Source organism: Burkholderia sp. RF4-BP95 (assembly GCF_001521985.1).
GTDB classification, from domain to species: Bacteria; Pseudomonadota; Gammaproteobacteria; order Burkholderiales; family Burkholderiaceae; genus Burkholderia; species Burkholderia diffusa.
In genome coordinates this window covers 71,101-85,417 of sequence record NZ_LOSX01000087.1, presented here as the reverse complement: position 1 = coordinate 85,417, position 14,317 = coordinate 71,101, and the positions used below count along the sequence as shown (strand labels likewise).

The window sequence follows — 14,317 nt, the reverse complement described above, 5'->3', positions numbered from 1 at the left end:
CGACGCATGCGGGTTCCCGTTGCGAGCTCGCGACATGCGTCGCCCTGCGCGCGCGGATTGCATGCCGGGTACGAGCATTCAGGATGACGTTGCTTTCGTCGAAGCGTCTCGAAGCATCAGGTCGACTGACGATCGCGCAGCACCGGTAATTACTGCCTGTTTCCGCCGGAGCCGGGGGATGCGCCGCCGAGCCGGTACGCGGTGAAGAACTCGTACCACGGCGAACCCTGACCGACCGGCACGCCGAGCGCCGACGTCCGCTGCTTCAATGCCGCGAACACGTCGTCGATACGCGCGGCCTGCGCGGCATCGCTGAACGGACGCGGCTTCGCCCTGCCCGCCGCGAACGCGCCGTAGGCGATCGCGAGCAGGCGCGCGCTGTCGTCGATCGAGAAGATCGACGCGCTGATCGCTTCGACGAAGCGCGGCCGGTCCGCTTCGCGCGACGCGGCGAAGCACTGGAACACGATCGCCGACACTTCATGCAGGTCGTTCGCGCGCAGCAATGCCGGCAGGCGTGCGGCGATCCGGTCGGCCGGTTCCTCATGCAGCGCGGCGCCGAAGTCGAGCACGGCGGCCATCGGGTTGCCGTCCTGCTTCACGCGATCGAGCGCCGATGCAGACGCGGTGGCCGCCGCTTGCGCGTTGTCGCTGGACGCGGCGCGCAGCACGTCCGCCACCTGCTGGCGCCACTCCGGAAAGATCATCCGCACGTTGCCGAACTGCTCGCCGCCTTGTGCGGCCGGATTCCAGCGATAAACGATCGTGCCGCCGTGAATGAACGGCGAATACAGATGCTCGGGCGTTTGCGGCAGCGGCCGCTGGTTGATCGGCAGCCACGCGAGCGTCAGCCAGTCGTAGCGGCCGGTGGCGGGCACCGACGGGCTCGAACTCGCGACAACCTGCCAGGTGCCGCGGTTCGCATAACGCCGGCGCGCGTCGGGCACCGCGACGGTTTGCTGTTTCGCGGTATCGAAGTAGGTCGTGCCGGTCACGTTTTCGCCGCTGTCCGGGGCCGGCGTGAGGGTGGCGATGACCCACGCTGCACCGTCGGCCGAGCGATAGTCCGACAGCCGCAGCGTGGCGACGTCGTGCACCATGCGCGTTTCGGCGGCGACGGGGCTCGGCGGAAGATGGGCGGGACCGGCGACGATACTCGGCATGGACATTCCTCGGAATCGGGTGCGTATCGACGGACGCGAACCGAACGTGAAAGTGGCTGGCGCCGCATGTCGTCTCTCGTAACTGTAGAACGCCGCCGCCGGAAACGGAAACCGGTCGCGGCGGCCCCAACTCGCGCAACGCGTTCACGCGCACCGACGCTTCGGCTTACCATGCGCATCCTGGGCCAGCACGACGCACACCGATCGGGAGCGCACATGACCGACACGAAAGCCATTACCGAACACTGGACGCACGTCGCCGACCAATGGATCGACTGGGCCGGCAGGCCGGGCCACGATGCGTTCTGGAAGTATCGCGAGGGGTTGGCGGCTTACCTCGGCCGCGGCAGCGGCCACGCACTGGAAATCGGTTGCGGCGAGGGCCGCGTGAGCCGCGAGCTGAAGGCGCTCGGCTACGACGTGACCGCGAGCGACGCGGTGCCCGCGATGCTCGACGCCGCCCGTCGCGCGGATTCCGCGCACCGCTACGCACTCGCCGATGCGGCATCGCTGCCATTCGATCCGGCAAGCTTCGATGTCGTGATGGCGTACAACGTGCTGATGGATCTCGACGACATGGCGGCCGCATTGCGCGAGGCGCGCCGCGTGCTGAAGCCGGGCGGGCTGCTGTTCGTGTCGCTCGTGCATCCGTTCCGCGATCGCGGCCGTTTCGCGGGGCCGCAGCCCGACGCGCCGTTCGTGCTCGAAGGCACGTATTTCGGCAGCGAGCATTTCGAAGGCGTGGAAACGCGCGACGGGTTGTCGATGCATTTCGCGGGCTGGTCGCTGCCGCTGCAGGCCTACATGGATGCGCTGGAGGCGGCCGGCTTCGCGATCGTGTCGCTGCGCGAGCCGCCGCCCGACCGCGCCGACACGGACACGCTGAAGCAGTGGTCGCGCGTGCCGCTGTTCCTGTGGATCAAGGCGCGGCCGCTGGCATGAACCCGCCGCCGCGCCCCCGCGTGCGGCCCCCTCAGCGCGGCAAAACCTTCCGGTAGATCACGAATCCGGTTTTTTCCGCGACGGTGTCGTAGAGCCGCATCGCCGTGCGATTCGTCTCGTGCGTCTGCCAGTACACGCGTTCGGCGCGTTGCGCCTGCGCGGCGTCGTACACGGCTTCGATCAACGCGCGGCCCACGCCCTTGCCGCGTTCGCTCTCGAGCGTGAAAAGATCCTGCAGATAGCAGGTCGGCCCGATCAGCGTCGTGCTGCGGTGATACAGGAAATGCACGAGCCCGACGAGCCGGCCGTCGCGTTCCGCGACGCGCGCATGCACGGGCTCGTAGCCGTCGAAGAAGCGCGACCACGTGAGCTGCGTGATCTCGTGCGGCAGCGCGGTGTCGCCGAAGCGGCCGTAGAAGCGGTTGTAGCCCTCCCACAGCGGCAGCCAGTTGTCGAAATCGTCTTCCCGAACGGGGCGTACGGTCAGGCCGGTGTCGGTAGCGTTCATGGTCGCGAACCTTTCGAGGATGGATGAATTGAAGCGTTGCCGGCGCGGCCGGAAACGAGAACGGACATCCACGATAGAAAGTTCGTGGCACCATGTGTAGACCCATGACATTCCCACATTCTGGAGCCACGATGGATTACGCGGTGCTGCTGTCGACCGTCGAGCGCGAGGCGGGGCCGCACGCGGTCACGCGGATGTCGCAGCAGCAGCGGCTGTACGCGTGTCTGCGTGACGCGATCCTGAGCGGTCGCATCGCCGAAGGCGCGCGGCTTGCCGCCTCGCGCACGCTGGCCGACGAACTCGGCATCGCGCGCAACTCGGTGCTGTACGCGTACGAGCGGCTCGCGTCGGAAGGGTTCGTGACCGGCACGCGGCAGGGCACGGTGGTCGCCCGGATGGGTTTGCGCGGGGCGCGGATCGTCGCCGCGGCGCCCGCCGGCGATGCGGCGATGCTGTCGCGGCGCGTCGCGCAGGCGGAGCGCGCGACGAGCGGCCTCGACGAATCGCTGCCGTTCATGCCGGGCGTGCCGGCCGTCGACGAATTCCCGCTCGCGCAGTGGCGGCGCTGCGTCGAACGCGCATGGCGCGCGGCGGGGCCGGCGCAGCTCGGCTATCAATCGGCGGAAGGCGACGCGGTGCTGCGCGACGCGATCGCCGGTTATCTGCGCGCATCGCGCGGCGTGCGTTGCGACGCCGCGCAGGTGATCGTCACCGACGGCACGCAGGGCGCGCTCGACCTGTGCGCCCGCGCGCTGGCGGACGCGGGCGACGTCGCATGGATCGAGAACCCGGGCTACCACGGCGCGCGCAACGCGTTTCTCGCGGCCGACCTGCGCGTCGAGCCGATCGGCGTCGATGCGCAGGGGCTGGCGCCGCATCCGGACGACTGGCGCGATCGTCCGCCGAAGCTCGTCTATATCACGCCGTCGCATCAGTATCCGCTCGGCGCGGTGATGAGCCTCGAACGGCGGCTCGCGCTCGTCGCGCAGGCGCGCGCGGCCGGCGCATGGATCGTCGAGGACGACTACGACAGCGAGTTTCGCCACCACGGCACGCCGCACGCGGCCGTGCAGGGGCTCGCGGACGACGCGCCTGTGATCTACCTCGGCACGTTCAGCAAGGTGATGTTTCCGGCGTTGCGGCTCGGCTTCATGGTGGTGCCGCCCGCGCTCGCGCAGCCGCTGCGCGACGCGGCGGGCGCGCTGATGTTGCAGGGCCGCGCGGTCGAGCAGCGCGCGCTCGCGGACTTCATCGAGGCCGGGCATTTCACGCGGCATCTGCGGCGCATGCGCCGCGTGTATGCCGAGCGGCGCGATGCGCTGCACGACGCGCTGGTGCGGCGATTGAGCACGCGGCTGACGGTGTCGGGCGGTGCGGGCGGCATGCATCTGTCCGCGCGGCTCGACGTGCCGGTGGCGGACACTGAACTGAGCCGCGTCGCGCAGGCGCACGGGCTGATCCTGCAGCCGCTGTCGTCGTTCTGCCTGCCGGGCACCGCGCACGGCTACAACGGGCTCGTGCTCGGCTACGGCGGCGTGCCGGCTGAACGGATGGACGCGCTCGCGCGGCGGATCGGCGAGATGATCGACCGGGCGCTGGCCGGGCGATGAGACTGACGTCCGTCGCGCCGGTCCGCCGTTGCGTCGGCGCGTGCCTGCCCGCTGGTCCGCTTAGCCGCGCATCGGCGGATTGAGTCGCGCGAACGCGTCCTGCCGGCGATACGGGAAGTACGGATACGGCGCTTCGACCGCACTCGCCGCATCGAGCTTCGCGATCTGCGCGTCGGTCAGCGACCAGCCGACCGCGCCGAGGTTCTGGCGCAACTGCTCCTCGTTGCGCGCGCCGACGATCACCGACGACACGGTCGGGCGCTGCAGCAGCCAGTTCAGCGCGATCTGCGGCACGGTCTTGCCGGTTTCCTCGGCGATCGCGTCGAGCGCATCGACCACGTCGTACAGCCGTTCGTCGTCGACCGGCGGGCCGAAACCGGCCGTGTCGTGCAGGCGGCTGCGTTCGGGCAGCGGCGCATCGCGGCGGATCTTGCCCGTGAGCCGGCCCCAGCCGAGCGGGCTCCACACCAGTGCGCCGAGGCCCTGATCGGCGCCCAGCGGCATCAGGTCCCACTCGTAGTCGCGGCCGACGAGCGAGTAGTAGACCTGGTTCGCGACGTAGCGCGACCAGCCGTGCCGGTCGGCCGCAGCGAGCGACTTCATGATCTGCCAGCCCGCGAAATTCGACACGCCGATATAGCGCAGCTTGCCCGCGCGCACCAGGTCGTCCAGCGTCGACAACACTTCCTCGACCGGCGTGGCCGCGTCGAACGCATGAAGCTGCAGCAGGTCGATGTAGTCGGTATCGAGGCGGCGCAGCGCGTCGTCGACCGCGCGGATCAGCCGCGGGCGCGACGTGCCTGCGTCGTTCGGGCCGTCACCGGTCGGCAGGCCCGTCTTGGTCGAGATGAGCACCTGGTCGCGCCGTCCGTGGATCGCGGCGCCGAGCACGCGCTCGGATGCGCCGTCCGAATACACGTCGGCCGTGTCGAACAGGTTGACGCCGGCATCGAGGCAGATGTCGACCAGGCGGCGCGCTTCGTCGACGCCCGTGTTGCCCCATGCGCCGAACAACGGGCCGGTGCCGCCGAACGTGCCTGCGCCGAAGCTCAGCACGGGAATCTTGAGGCCGGAGCGGCCGAGCGTGCGGTATTCCATGTCGTGTGCCCTCTCGTCGTCGAGGCCGGCGCGTGAGCGCGCCGGAAAGGTAGCGCTCACTCTAGCGCTTGCGGTTGATCCGGATAATTGGGCAGACTTCGAAAATATCCTTCGGAGGAAGCGAAGAATGCTGCTCGACAATCTGGCGCTGTTTCTGCGCATCGTGGAGAAGGGCGGGCTGGCCGCGGCCGGCCGCGAGGTCGGGCTGTCGCCGGCCACGGTTTCGGAACGGCTGGCGGCGCTCGAGAGTTACTACGGCGCGGCGCTGCTCACGCGCACGACCCGCGCGATCAGCCTGACCGACGAAGGACGCACGCTGGTCGCGGGCGCGCGGCGCCTGCTCGCCGAGGCCGACGAACTCGAAAGCCGCGTGAGGCTGGGCGCGCAGACGCTGTCGGGGCCCGTGCGGCTGAGCGCGCCGGCCGATCTCGGGCAGGCGCGCGTCGTGCCGGTGGTCGACGCGTTCCTGACCGAGCACCCTGGCGTCACGGTCGACCTGCATCTCGGCGACGGCTACGTCGATCTCGTCGGGCAGGGGCTCGATTTCGCGATCCGGCGCGGCACACTCGCGGACAGCGCGTTGCGCAGCCGTTCGCTCGGCCGTTCGCGCCGCGTGGTGTGCGCCGCGCCCGCGTATCTCGCCGCGCACGGCACGCCGCGGCATCCGGACGAACTCGCCGCGCACGACTGCATCGTGATGCGCTTCGGCCAGGAGCTGTATGCCGAGTGGCCGTTCCGCATCGACGACGAACTGAAACGCGTGATGGTGCGCGGCCGGCGCGTGGCCAACGACGGCGCCCTTGTGCGCGCGTGGTGCGTCGCGGGGCGCGGTATCGCGCTGAAATCGCGACTCGACGTCGAGCAGGATCTGGCGTCCGGCGCGCTCGTCGAGATCCTCCGCGACTTCTCGCCGGGCGAAGTCGACCTGCAGATCGTCTATCCGGGCGGTGCGGTGCAGCCGCGGCGCGTGCGGGCGCTGATCGAAAGGTTGGCGCAGGCGCTGACCGCCGAGTGATCGCAGCCAACCGGATCACATCGGCTGGCGCTCCCGGGTCGGCCTCCGACGCGATGACGTCGAATGCGACGCAGCAGCGCAGAGGCCGCTTCCGGCACCTTCCCGCACGCCGGCAAACGCAACGATCGCGCGCGCAACCGGTTGCCCACGTTTCGTCATTTAGCTAATATTCGAAACGTCAAACGAGGCCGAACCATGGACGACGTCACCCGCATCAGCGCACTGGCCAACGAAAGCCGTCTGGCCGTGATGCGCTGGCTCAAGCAGCCGCGCAAGCATTTCCCGCCGCAGCCGCATGGCGACTTCGACGAACTCGGCGTGTGCTGCACGTACATCACCGAGAAGCTCGGCATCGCGCCGGCGACGACCACGCGCCACATGCGCATCCTCGCGGATGCCGGGCTCGTGCAGGCGACGCGCGTCGGCAAGTTCACGTACTACAAGCGGATCGACGATGCGCTGCAGCAGCTCGGTCGCGATCTCCTGCAACTCTGATTTTCACAGAGGCAAACGACATGGATGAATTCGCCCTGCTGGCCGACGCCGACCGGCGCGCGCACGCGTATCTCGCAGCGATCGGCGAACGGCGCGCGTACCCCGATGCGGCCGCGCTCGCCGGCCTTGCGGCCTTCGACGAACCGCTGCCCGATACGGGCTACCCGGCCGACGACGTGCTGCGCTTGCTCGACGAGCGCGGCACGCCCGCGACCGTCGCATCGAACGGCCCGAACTACTTCGGCTTCGTGATCGGCGCGACGCTGCCGGCCGCGGCGGCGGCCGAGCGGCTGATGCTTGCGTGGGACCAGTGCGCGTCGTCGTTCGCGAATTCGCCGGTGGCCGCGACGATCGAGCGGCAGGCCGCGCGCTGGGTCGTCGACGTGCTCGGGCTGCCGGAGGGCAGCGCGGTCGGCTTCGGCACGAGCGCGACGGCCTGCACGCTGGTCGCGCTGGTCGCCGCGCGGCGTGCGCTGCTCGCGCGCAAGGGCTGGGACGTCGACGAAGCAGGCCTGATCGGCGCACCCGAGGTGAAGGTCGTGCTCTCCGAGCTTGCGCACATCACGGTGAAGAAGGCGCTGCGGGTGCTCGGCTTCGGGATGAAGCGCCTGATCGTCGCGCCGGTCGACCCGCACGGCCGCATCGATCCCGCGCAATTGCCGCCGCTCGACGACATGACGATCCTCTGCGTGCAGGCCGGCGAAGTGAACACCGGCGAATTCGATCCGTTCGCGGCGCTGATTCCGCGCGCGAAGGCCGCCGGCGCGTGGGTGCACGTGGACGGCGCGTTCGGGCTGTGGGCGCGCGCGTCGTCGAAGCGCGCGCTGACCGACGGCATCGACGGCGCGGACAGCTGGACCACCGATGGCCACAAGTGGCTCAACACGCCGTACGACGGCGCGATGGTGATCTGCCGCGACGCGGCCGCGCTCGCGACCGCGATGAACAGCGATGCCGTCTACCTGAGCGGCGCGCAGGACGCGCAGAAGAACCTCAACCTCGAATTCTCGCGGCGGGCGCGCGGCATTCCGGTGTGGGCCGCGCTGCGCGCGCTCGGCCGCGCCGGCGTGGCGACGCTGGTCGAGCGGCATTGCGCGCAGGCCCAGCGCGTCGCCGACGGCCTGCGCGCGGCCGGCTACGACGTGCTGAACCGTGTCGTGCTGAACCAGGTGCTCGTGCGCGCCGGCACCGACGACGAGACGATCGCGATCCTTCAGGCCGCGCAGGATTCGGGCGACGTCTGGTTCGGGCAGACCGTGTGGCAGGGGCGGCCGGCGTTCCGGATCAGCGTGTCGTCGTGGCGCACGGAGGACGAACACATCGATCGCCTCGTCGCCTTGCTGACGAAGCTGCGCGGCGTGCACGTGAGCTGAGCGACGTCTCAAGGGTGCAGTGGACGAGGATCGTGCCGGTGATCTCGTCCGCGTGAAAATGTCGGACAATAGCGCGGCATGCACGCCGCGCCCGCCCGGGCGGCGCGTTCAACCGCTGCATTGACGCCGACGAGATCCCCATGTCCACGACACCTCCCCGGGAACTGCTGAAAGCCGCCGACATCGCGAAAATGGAACCGACCCGCGCGGTGCATTCGCTCAATCCCAACGCCGTTCGCCTCAAACGACAGCTCGGCGACCTGACCGGCCTCACGCAGATCGGCGCGCATCTGCTGACGCTGATGCCCGGCCACGAATCGGCCGAGTATCACCGCCACCTGTACGAGGAAGAATGCGTGTACGTGCTGTCCGGCACCGGCACGGTCACGATCGGCGAACGCACGTGCGAAATCGGGCCGGGCGACTTTCTTGGCTTCCCGCGCGGCGGCGATGCGCACACATTGCAGAACACCGGCGACGTGCCGCTGGAACTGTTCGTCCTCGGCCAGCGCCTCGAACACGACGTCTGCGAATACCCGAGAATCGGCAAGCGGCTTCACATCGCCGGCGAGCTCGAGGATTTCGTCGATCTGCCGAAACGGCCGTAGACGGCACGCATCCGCATCGGCCGCCGTCATGCTTATGATGCGGGAACGCCACTGACAGGATTCCACGCCATGGACGCGCCGCATCCGCCGATGAATGCCCCGGTCTCCGAAACGGAACCTGAAACCGAAACCGTCACCGAGCCGCGCGCGTCGCGCGTGCAGCGGCCCGTCGCGCTCGTCACCGGATCGACGTCGGGAATCGGCGCGGCCATCGCGCGACGGCTGGCGGCGGACGGTTACGCGGTGATCCTGCATTCGCGCAGTTCCGCCGAAACCGGTCGCGCGATGGCGCGCGAACTCGGCGCGGCCTACGTGCAGGCCGATCTCGCCGACGATGCGCAGCGCGTGCGGCTGATCCGCGACGCGGTGGCGGTGCACGGCCGCCTCGACGTGCTGATCAACAACGCGGGCGTCAGCCGTGTGATTCCGCACGACGATCTCGCCGCCGCGACGCCCGACGTGTGGCGCGAGATGCACGAGATCAACGTGATCGCGCCGTTCCGGCTCGTCGCCGAAGCGCAGCCGGCGCTGCTCGAAGCGGCGTCGAGCGGGCGCGCCGGTTGCGTGATCAACGTCAGCTCGCATGCGGGTGTGCGGCCGAAGGGCGCGTCGATTCCGTATGCGGCCGCGAAGGCCGCGCTCAATCACACGACGCGCTTGCTGGCGCGCACGCTCGCGCCGGCGATTCGCGTCAATGCGGTGGCGCCGGGGCTCGTCGATACGCCGCTGACCGCCGACTGGACCGACGCGCAGCAGCTCTGGCGCGAGCGCGCGCCGATGCGCCGCGCGGCGACGCCGGACGACGTCGCGCAGACGGTCGCGATGCTCGTCGCGTCCGATTACGTGACGGGCGAGATCGTGATGCTCGACGGGGGATTGAACCTGACGTGACCGCGGACGGGCGATGCGGGCGGCGCGGCGGCGTTGTGCCGGGGCGATGCGCGCCGACGGCGAAGCCGCCGGCCGGTATCACCTCCGAGGTCAGCCGAGATTCGACCGCAGCCGCGCGAGCGCGTGGTCGTGCGTGCGTTCGAACTTCAGCGGCGTGACCGCAATGTAGCCTTCGCCGAGCGCGACCGTTTCCGAATCCGCATCGTCGTCGCGCGGTGCGCGCGCCAGTTTCAGCCAGTGGTATTCGATGTCGCGCGGATCGCGCCCCGACACGATTTCGACGCCCTGCAGCGTGCCGGCGCCCTGGTTCGTCACCTTCAGGCCGCGCACGTCGTCGGCCGGCCGCGCCGGGAAATTCACGTTGAGGCATGCGTCGCTGTCCCAGCCGGCCGCGACCAGCCGGCGAATCACGTCCGGCGCATGCGTGAGCGCCGTGGTCCACGGCACCGCGTTGCGGTCGCTGAACGCCTGGCTCAGCGCGATTGCCGGTACGCCGACCAGCATGCTCGTCATCGCGGCGCCGACGGTGCCCGAGAACACCGTTTCGGTGCCGAGGTTCGCGCCGCGATTCACGCCGGACAGCACGACGTCGGGCCGTGCGTCCTTCATCAGGTGGCTGACCGCGATCGCGACGCAATCGCCCGGCGTGCCGCGCACGGCGAAGCGGCGCTCGCCCTTGCGATGCACGCGCAGCGGTTCGTGCAGGCTCAGCGAATGCGACGTGCCGCTCTGGTCTTCCGCCGGGGCGACGATCCAGACTTCGCGCGCCAGTTGCGTGGCGACCTGTTCGAGCACTTCAAGGCCGGGGGCGTCGAATCCGTCGTCGTTGGTGAGCAGGACGCGGTCGAACAGCGGGCGGGTTTCTTGCATCGGGACGATCCTCGCAGGCAGGCAATGAGGGGGAAGGCATCGCGGGTATAGCCGCAAGGCTAACACCCCGTCGCGACGCGTGCCGCTTGCCGCGTCACGCAGAGCCGGAGCCAAAGCCGGAGCCAAAGCCGGCGCGCGGATGCGAAAACGGGCGCATGGCGCGCCCGTCTTCCGCTTCGATGTGCCGCCCGCGCGGCGCTCGGAACCGCGTTACCCGATTACCCGAGCAAATACCGCAGCAGGCCGGCCGACACGACGCCGACGATGACGGTCGGCAGGATCGACAGGCGGGTCGCCGCGATCAGCGTGACGGCGAGCGCGAGCAGATCGGCCGGGCGCGTCGACACGAAGGCCGGCGCGATCACCGAGATCAGCACGCAACCGGGCACGTTCTCCATCACCGACGCCATCCGCGGGCTCAGCGTGCGGTTGCGCAGCAGCACGTAGCCGAGCACGCGCGACAGGTAGGTCGTCGACGCCATCAGCACGATGGTCGCGACCGTCGCGAAATCAGGCAGCATCGCGCGGCTCCCACAGCAGCGCGGCGATCAGCCCCGCGCACGCGCCGGCCGGGACGTACCACGCGCCGGGCACGGCCAGGTGCGTGGCGGCCGCGACGACGAGGCTCACGAACCACGGACGGCTCGCGCGCATGCCCTTCCACATCCCGCGCAGCAGCACCAGAAACACGGCCGTGAACGCCATGTCGAAGCCGTACTGCTCGACGTTGCCGATCGTCGGGCCGACCGCCGCGCCGAGCGTCGTCATCGAGATCCACGTCAGGTACAGCCCGGCGCACACGCCCGCGTAATACGGGACGCTGATGTGCGTGGCCGAGCGCGAGCGTGCGTCGGCAAGCGACATCGCCCAGCTTTCGTCGCACATGAAGAACAGCGCGGCGAACGCGCGGCGGCGCGGCAGGCGCCGGATGTACGGCGCGAACGCCGCGCCCATCAGGATGTGACGCGAATTCACGAGGAACGACATCGCGACGATCAGCGCGATGTGCGGCGGCGACGTCCACAGATGGATCGCCGCGAATTCCGAGCCGCCGCCGAAATTCAGGCCCGTCATCATCGGGACCTCGAACAGGCTCAGCCCCTTTTGCGCGGCCTGCGCGCCGAGCACCAGCGCGAACGGCACGAAACCCAGCATGACGGGTAGCGCCGCGCGCAATCCGCGGCCCATCTCGGCGACATAGGCGGGCCTGTCGCGAAGCCCGGACGACGTTGAAACGCTACTGCTCATTACTCCTCCTTCTGGGAGGAGGATTGTCTGCTTTTTTGACTCGAATCGGGTTGCGTTGCGGATCGATATTCACGAGAATTTGGCATTGAGTGAGCGATTCGCGAATTTTTTGGAATTTGATGCCAATGAAGCTTGACGCTATCGACCGGCGGATCCTGAGCGCGCTGCAACGCGACGGCCGCATGCAGAACGTGGAACTCGCGCACGAGGTCGGGCTGTCGCCGTCGCCGTGCCTGCGACGCGTGCGGCTGCTCGAGGAAGCGGGCGTGATCGAGAAATACGTGGCCGTGCTGAACCCGGCGAAGGTCGGCAAGGGGCTGACGATCTTCACGCGCGTGTGGCTGAAGGGGCAGGACGCCGAATCCGTGAACCGCTTCGCCGAGGCCGTCCAGCAGATGCCGGAAGTGGTCGAATGCCACCTGATGGCCGGCGACTGCGATTTCCTGCTGCGCGTGGTGGCCGCCGACATCGACGACTACCGGCGCTTCCAGATGGAATACCTGACGCGCATCCCGGGCGTGCTGAGCGTGAAGACCGACATTCCGATGCAGAAGGTCAAGCTCACGTCGGCGCTGCCGACGTAACGCGGCACGGGCGCGTGACGACGATTCGGCGAATCGTCACCGGCCAGTGACATTTGGCCGATACACTGGGGGGACGAGCCGCTTCGCCGCGCATCCGCTGCATCACGATGTGACTTCGATGCGCAAGCAACTAACGGTCAACCGCGAAGGGATCGGCGAACGCGCGCGCTGCGCGCGATGCGATCCGCCGGGCGGTGCGTCCTTCTTGTCGAGCCATTCATGCAGCCATTCAACAATCCGTGGAATTCGCTGGAAATCGTCAAGCTCGTGCTCGGCGTGCTGACGCCGTTGTCGGTTGCGTGTCTCGGCTGGCTCGTCGCGCGCCGATTGAAGCGGCTCGAGCTCGTGCAGTGGACCAACCAGCGGCTGATCGAGAAGCGCCTCACGCTGTACGACACGGTCGCGCCGCAGCTCAATGCGCTGCTGTGCTTCTACACGTGGATCGGCTACTGGAAGGACATCTCGCCGGACGACGTGATCCGCGCGAAGCGCGAACTCGACCGCACGTTTCACATCTACCGCTACCTGTTCGACGACGACGTGTACGACGCGTATCACACGTTCATCCACGCGTTGTTCGAGATGCACACGGGGCCGGGGCGCGACGCGCGGATCCGTTCGCTGATCCAGTCGCCGGACGGCGACCGCAGCGTGCACGGCACGTATGAGTGGAAGGCCGCGTGGTCCGAGCGGTTCTCGACCGCGAACGTGACGGACAAGGCGGATGTGGTGCGGCACTACACGCGGCTGATGGAGCGGCTGCGCGTGGCGCTCGGCGCGAATCGCTGACGATTGCGCGCGCGCCGCGCGCCGGTACCGGAATTCGCTACCGGTGAGTTGCGCGTGGTGGTGGATACGCGTGAACGCCATGCCGGGGCGCCGGACCTGCGTGACTCGAAAGATGGGGAAACCGGCGGCGCATGTGATTGCTGACGCGGCATCGTCCGCGTTTTGAACGACCGTGGTGACGCGCGTGCCGCTCGAGCGACGGGTGGCCGGGAGCGATGAATCAGGCGAATGTCACCGCGCCGATCACTCTTTCCTGCAGGCCACCTGATAATCGATCACGGTATTCGCCGACGGCGTGTCCGGCTCGCCGCCGGCCGTCGTCACACCGAGCACGCCGGCCGCGCTCCGATACCGCAGCGCGCAATACCCCATGCCGGTGCCGGAGCACGCTTCGGCTTCGATGATCCCGTGCTTCGCGAGCGTGGCCGCGCCGTCCGCCGGGTCCGGCTTCTCGCGCGGACGCAGCGGCTGCCAGCCACGCGAGATCAGGATCTTGCGCGCCGTATCGAGCGGCTTGCCGTACACGTTGGGCACGACTGCACGGCCGTGGCAATACGTGCGTTCGGCGGCGACCGCCGTCAGCCGCAAGCCGCCATGCTCTTCGCGCAGCTCGCCGACGGGCGCCGACGGGCCGTCGCCTCCCCAGACCAGCAGCGCGCCGCTTTCCAGCGACTCGACCGAGCCGAGCTGCCAGCCGGCCGAGCGTGCCGTATAGCCGAGCGCGACGAGCGTCGTGCCGTCGAAGACGCCGATGTTTGCGTTGCGCGCGTAACAGATCGCGCTCGTCCCCGGCTTGAAACCGCTCGCGAACGTGACGACCGTATAGCGGCCGAGCGGCGCTTCCGACGTCACGATCCAGCCGAGCTTCGCGACGTCGCGGCCGGCCGCGGTTGCGGTCTTCGCGCGATATCGCGCACAGAATGCGTCGAGCGTGCCGTTCTCCGGCGAGCGCGGCAGCGCGCCGAGCGGAACCAGGGACGCGCCGGCGATATCGGAAGCCGTGTGCAGCGTCTCGGCGGACGCCGCGCCGCCGTGCGCGACGCACGCGAGGGCGACGAACGATGCGACGCGGCGGGTGAACGGCCGGACAGTCATGCGACGCATGTGGAGGGTCTCCGGGAAA

The 14,317-nt window shown here is 69.1% G+C and carries 16 protein-coding genes; 9 read left to right on the top strand and 7 right to left on the bottom strand.

The features are described from left to right. Nucleotides 1–149: 149 nt before the first annotated feature. On the bottom strand, nt 150–1,163 hold the full coding sequence (locus tag WS46_RS28880; protein ID WP_059692724.1) for a hypothetical protein: 1,014 nt from the start codon (nt 1,161–1,163) through the stop codon (nt 150–152). Nucleotides 1,164–1,379: 216 nt separating this feature from the next. On the opposite strand from WS46_RS28880, the gene WS46_RS28875 reads away from it, so the two are divergent. Beyond that, nucleotides 1,380–2,105: a bifunctional 2-polyprenyl-6-hydroxyphenol methylase/3-demethylubiquinol 3-O-methyltransferase UbiG gene (locus WS46_RS28875; protein ID WP_059533662.1), complete on the top strand. Its 726-nt coding sequence runs from the start codon at nt 1,380–1,382 to the stop codon at nt 2,103–2,105. Between the two features lie 31 nt (nt 2,106–2,136). Here the strand turns inward: WS46_RS28875 and WS46_RS28870 are convergent, their stop codons facing one another. Next, the gene (locus tag WS46_RS28870; RefSeq protein WP_059692544.1) at nt 2,137–2,613 is read right to left on the bottom strand and encodes a GNAT family N-acetyltransferase; all 477 of its coding nucleotides are present in this window, start codon (nt 2,611–2,613) and stop codon (nt 2,137–2,139) included. A 131-nt stretch (nt 2,614–2,744) separates the two neighbouring features. On the opposite strand from WS46_RS28870, the gene WS46_RS28865 reads away from it, so the two are divergent. After that, nucleotides 2,745–4,223, top strand: a complete 1,479-nt coding sequence (locus tag WS46_RS28865) for a PLP-dependent aminotransferase family protein (protein ID WP_059692543.1) — start codon at nt 2,745–2,747, stop codon at nt 4,221–4,223. Between the two features lie 60 nt (nt 4,224–4,283). Here the strand turns inward: WS46_RS28865 and WS46_RS28860 are convergent, their stop codons facing one another. Beyond that, on the bottom strand, nt 4,284–5,321 hold the full coding sequence (locus WS46_RS28860) for an aldo/keto reductase (RefSeq protein WP_059692542.1): 1,038 nt from the start codon (nt 5,319–5,321) through the stop codon (nt 4,284–4,286). Between the two features lie 127 nt (nt 5,322–5,448). On the opposite strand from WS46_RS28860, the gene WS46_RS28855 reads away from it, so the two are divergent. The 5 genes from WS46_RS28855 to WS46_RS28835 all read left to right on the top strand — a co-directional run bounded on the left by WS46_RS28855 (nt 5,449) and on the right by WS46_RS28835 (nt 9,703). Further along, on the top strand, nt 5,449–6,336 hold the full coding sequence (locus WS46_RS28855; protein WP_059692541.1) for a LysR family transcriptional regulator: 888 nt from the start codon (nt 5,449–5,451) through the stop codon (nt 6,334–6,336). Nucleotides 6,337–6,531: 195 nt separating this feature from the next. Next, on the top strand, nt 6,532–6,831 hold the full coding sequence (locus WS46_RS28850; protein WP_059508066.1) for a helix-turn-helix transcriptional regulator: 300 nt from the start codon (nt 6,532–6,534) through the stop codon (nt 6,829–6,831). 20 nt (nt 6,832–6,851) lie between these two features. Continuing rightward, the gene (locus tag WS46_RS28845) at nt 6,852–8,204 is read left to right on the top strand and encodes a pyridoxal-dependent decarboxylase (RefSeq protein WP_059692540.1); all 1,353 of its coding nucleotides are present in this window, start codon (nt 6,852–6,854) and stop codon (nt 8,202–8,204) included. Nucleotides 8,205–8,344: 140 nt separating this feature from the next. Continuing rightward, nucleotides 8,345–8,812, top strand: coding sequence for a cupin domain-containing protein (locus tag WS46_RS28840; RefSeq protein ID WP_059692539.1), 468 nt, complete (start codon nt 8,345–8,347; stop codon nt 8,810–8,812). Between the two features lie 69 nt (nt 8,813–8,881). After that, entirely contained in the window at nt 8,882–9,703 is an 822-nt protein-coding gene (locus WS46_RS28835; RefSeq protein ID WP_059692538.1) for an SDR family NAD(P)-dependent oxidoreductase, read from the top strand. A gap of 90 nt (nt 9,704–9,793) precedes the next feature. Here the strand turns inward: WS46_RS28835 and surE are convergent, their stop codons facing one another. The 3 genes from surE to WS46_RS28820 form a co-directional block, all read right to left on the bottom strand. After that, nucleotides 9,794–10,573 (bottom strand): 5'/3'-nucleotidase SurE, encoded by a 780-nt coding sequence (gene surE, locus WS46_RS28830; RefSeq protein ID WP_059533679.1) that lies wholly within the window; start codon nt 10,571–10,573, stop codon nt 9,794–9,796. A 218-nt stretch (nt 10,574–10,791) separates the two neighbouring features. After that, complete coding sequence (locus WS46_RS28825) at nt 10,792–11,094, bottom strand: AzlD family protein (RefSeq protein WP_082721853.1); 303 nt, start codon at nt 11,092–11,094, stop codon at nt 10,792–10,794. Then, a complete protein-coding gene (locus tag WS46_RS28820) occupies nt 11,084–11,821 on the bottom strand; it encodes an AzlC family ABC transporter permease (protein ID WP_059533681.1) in 738 nt (245 codons plus the stop codon). Before WS46_RS28820 ends, WS46_RS28825 begins: the two co-directional genes overlap by 11 nt. A 125-nt stretch (nt 11,822–11,946) precedes the next feature. On the opposite strand from WS46_RS28820, the gene WS46_RS28815 reads away from it, so the two are divergent. Next, entirely contained in the window at nt 11,947–12,405 is a 459-nt protein-coding gene (locus WS46_RS28815) for an Lrp/AsnC family transcriptional regulator (protein ID WP_006486309.1), read from the top strand. A gap of 219 nt (nt 12,406–12,624) precedes the next feature. After that, on the top strand, nt 12,625–13,194 hold the full coding sequence (locus tag WS46_RS28810; protein WP_059685249.1) for a hypothetical protein: 570 nt from the start codon (nt 12,625–12,627) through the stop codon (nt 13,192–13,194). A gap of 243 nt (nt 13,195–13,437) precedes the next feature. Here the strand turns inward: WS46_RS28810 and WS46_RS28805 are convergent, their stop codons facing one another. Next, nucleotides 13,438–14,298, bottom strand: a complete 861-nt coding sequence (locus WS46_RS28805) for a hypothetical protein (protein ID WP_059692537.1) — start codon at nt 14,296–14,298, stop codon at nt 13,438–13,440. Nucleotides 14,299–14,317: the final 19 nt, after the last annotated feature.

Coding starts and splice junctions, on each gene's coding strand:
- WS46_RS28815 (WP_006486309.1), top strand. CDS start 11,947: ATGAAGCTTGACGCTATCGACCGGCGGATCCTGAGCGCGCTGCAACGC.
- WS46_RS28820 (WP_059533681.1), bottom strand. CDS start 11,821: ATGAGCAGTAGCGTTTCAACGTCGTCCGGGCTTCGCGACAGGCCCGCC.
- WS46_RS28810 (WP_059685249.1), top strand. CDS start 12,625: ATGCAGCCATTCAACAATCCGTGGAATTCGCTGGAAATCGTCAAGCTC.
- surE (WP_059533679.1), bottom strand. CDS start 10,573: ATGCAAGAAACCCGCCCGCTGTTCGACCGCGTCCTGCTCACCAACGAC.
- WS46_RS28840 (WP_059692539.1), top strand. CDS start 8,345: ATGTCCACGACACCTCCCCGGGAACTGCTGAAAGCCGCCGACATCGCG.
- WS46_RS28860 (WP_059692542.1), bottom strand. CDS start 5,321: ATGGAATACCGCACGCTCGGCCGCTCCGGCCTCAAGATTCCCGTGCTG.
- WS46_RS28835 (WP_059692538.1), top strand. CDS start 8,882: ATGGACGCGCCGCATCCGCCGATGAATGCCCCGGTCTCCGAAACGGAA.
- WS46_RS28875 (WP_059533662.1), top strand. CDS start 1,380: ATGACCGACACGAAAGCCATTACCGAACACTGGACGCACGTCGCCGAC.
- WS46_RS28880 (WP_059692724.1), bottom strand. CDS start 1,163: ATGCCGAGTATCGTCGCCGGTCCCGCCCATCTTCCGCCGAGCCCCGTC.
- WS46_RS28855 (WP_059692541.1), top strand. CDS start 5,449: ATGCTGCTCGACAATCTGGCGCTGTTTCTGCGCATCGTGGAGAAGGGC.
- WS46_RS28850 (WP_059508066.1), top strand. CDS start 6,532: ATGGACGACGTCACCCGCATCAGCGCACTGGCCAACGAAAGCCGTCTG.
- WS46_RS28805 (WP_059692537.1), bottom strand. CDS start 14,298: ATGCGTCGCATGACTGTCCGGCCGTTCACCCGCCGCGTCGCATCGTTC.
- WS46_RS28870 (WP_059692544.1), bottom strand. CDS start 2,613: ATGAACGCTACCGACACCGGCCTGACCGTACGCCCCGTTCGGGAAGAC.
- WS46_RS28865 (WP_059692543.1), top strand. CDS start 2,745: ATGGATTACGCGGTGCTGCTGTCGACCGTCGAGCGCGAGGCGGGGCCG.
- WS46_RS28825 (WP_082721853.1), bottom strand. CDS start 11,094: ATGCTGCCTGATTTCGCGACGGTCGCGACCATCGTGCTGATGGCGTCG.
- WS46_RS28845 (WP_059692540.1), top strand. CDS start 6,852: ATGGATGAATTCGCCCTGCTGGCCGACGCCGACCGGCGCGCGCACGCG.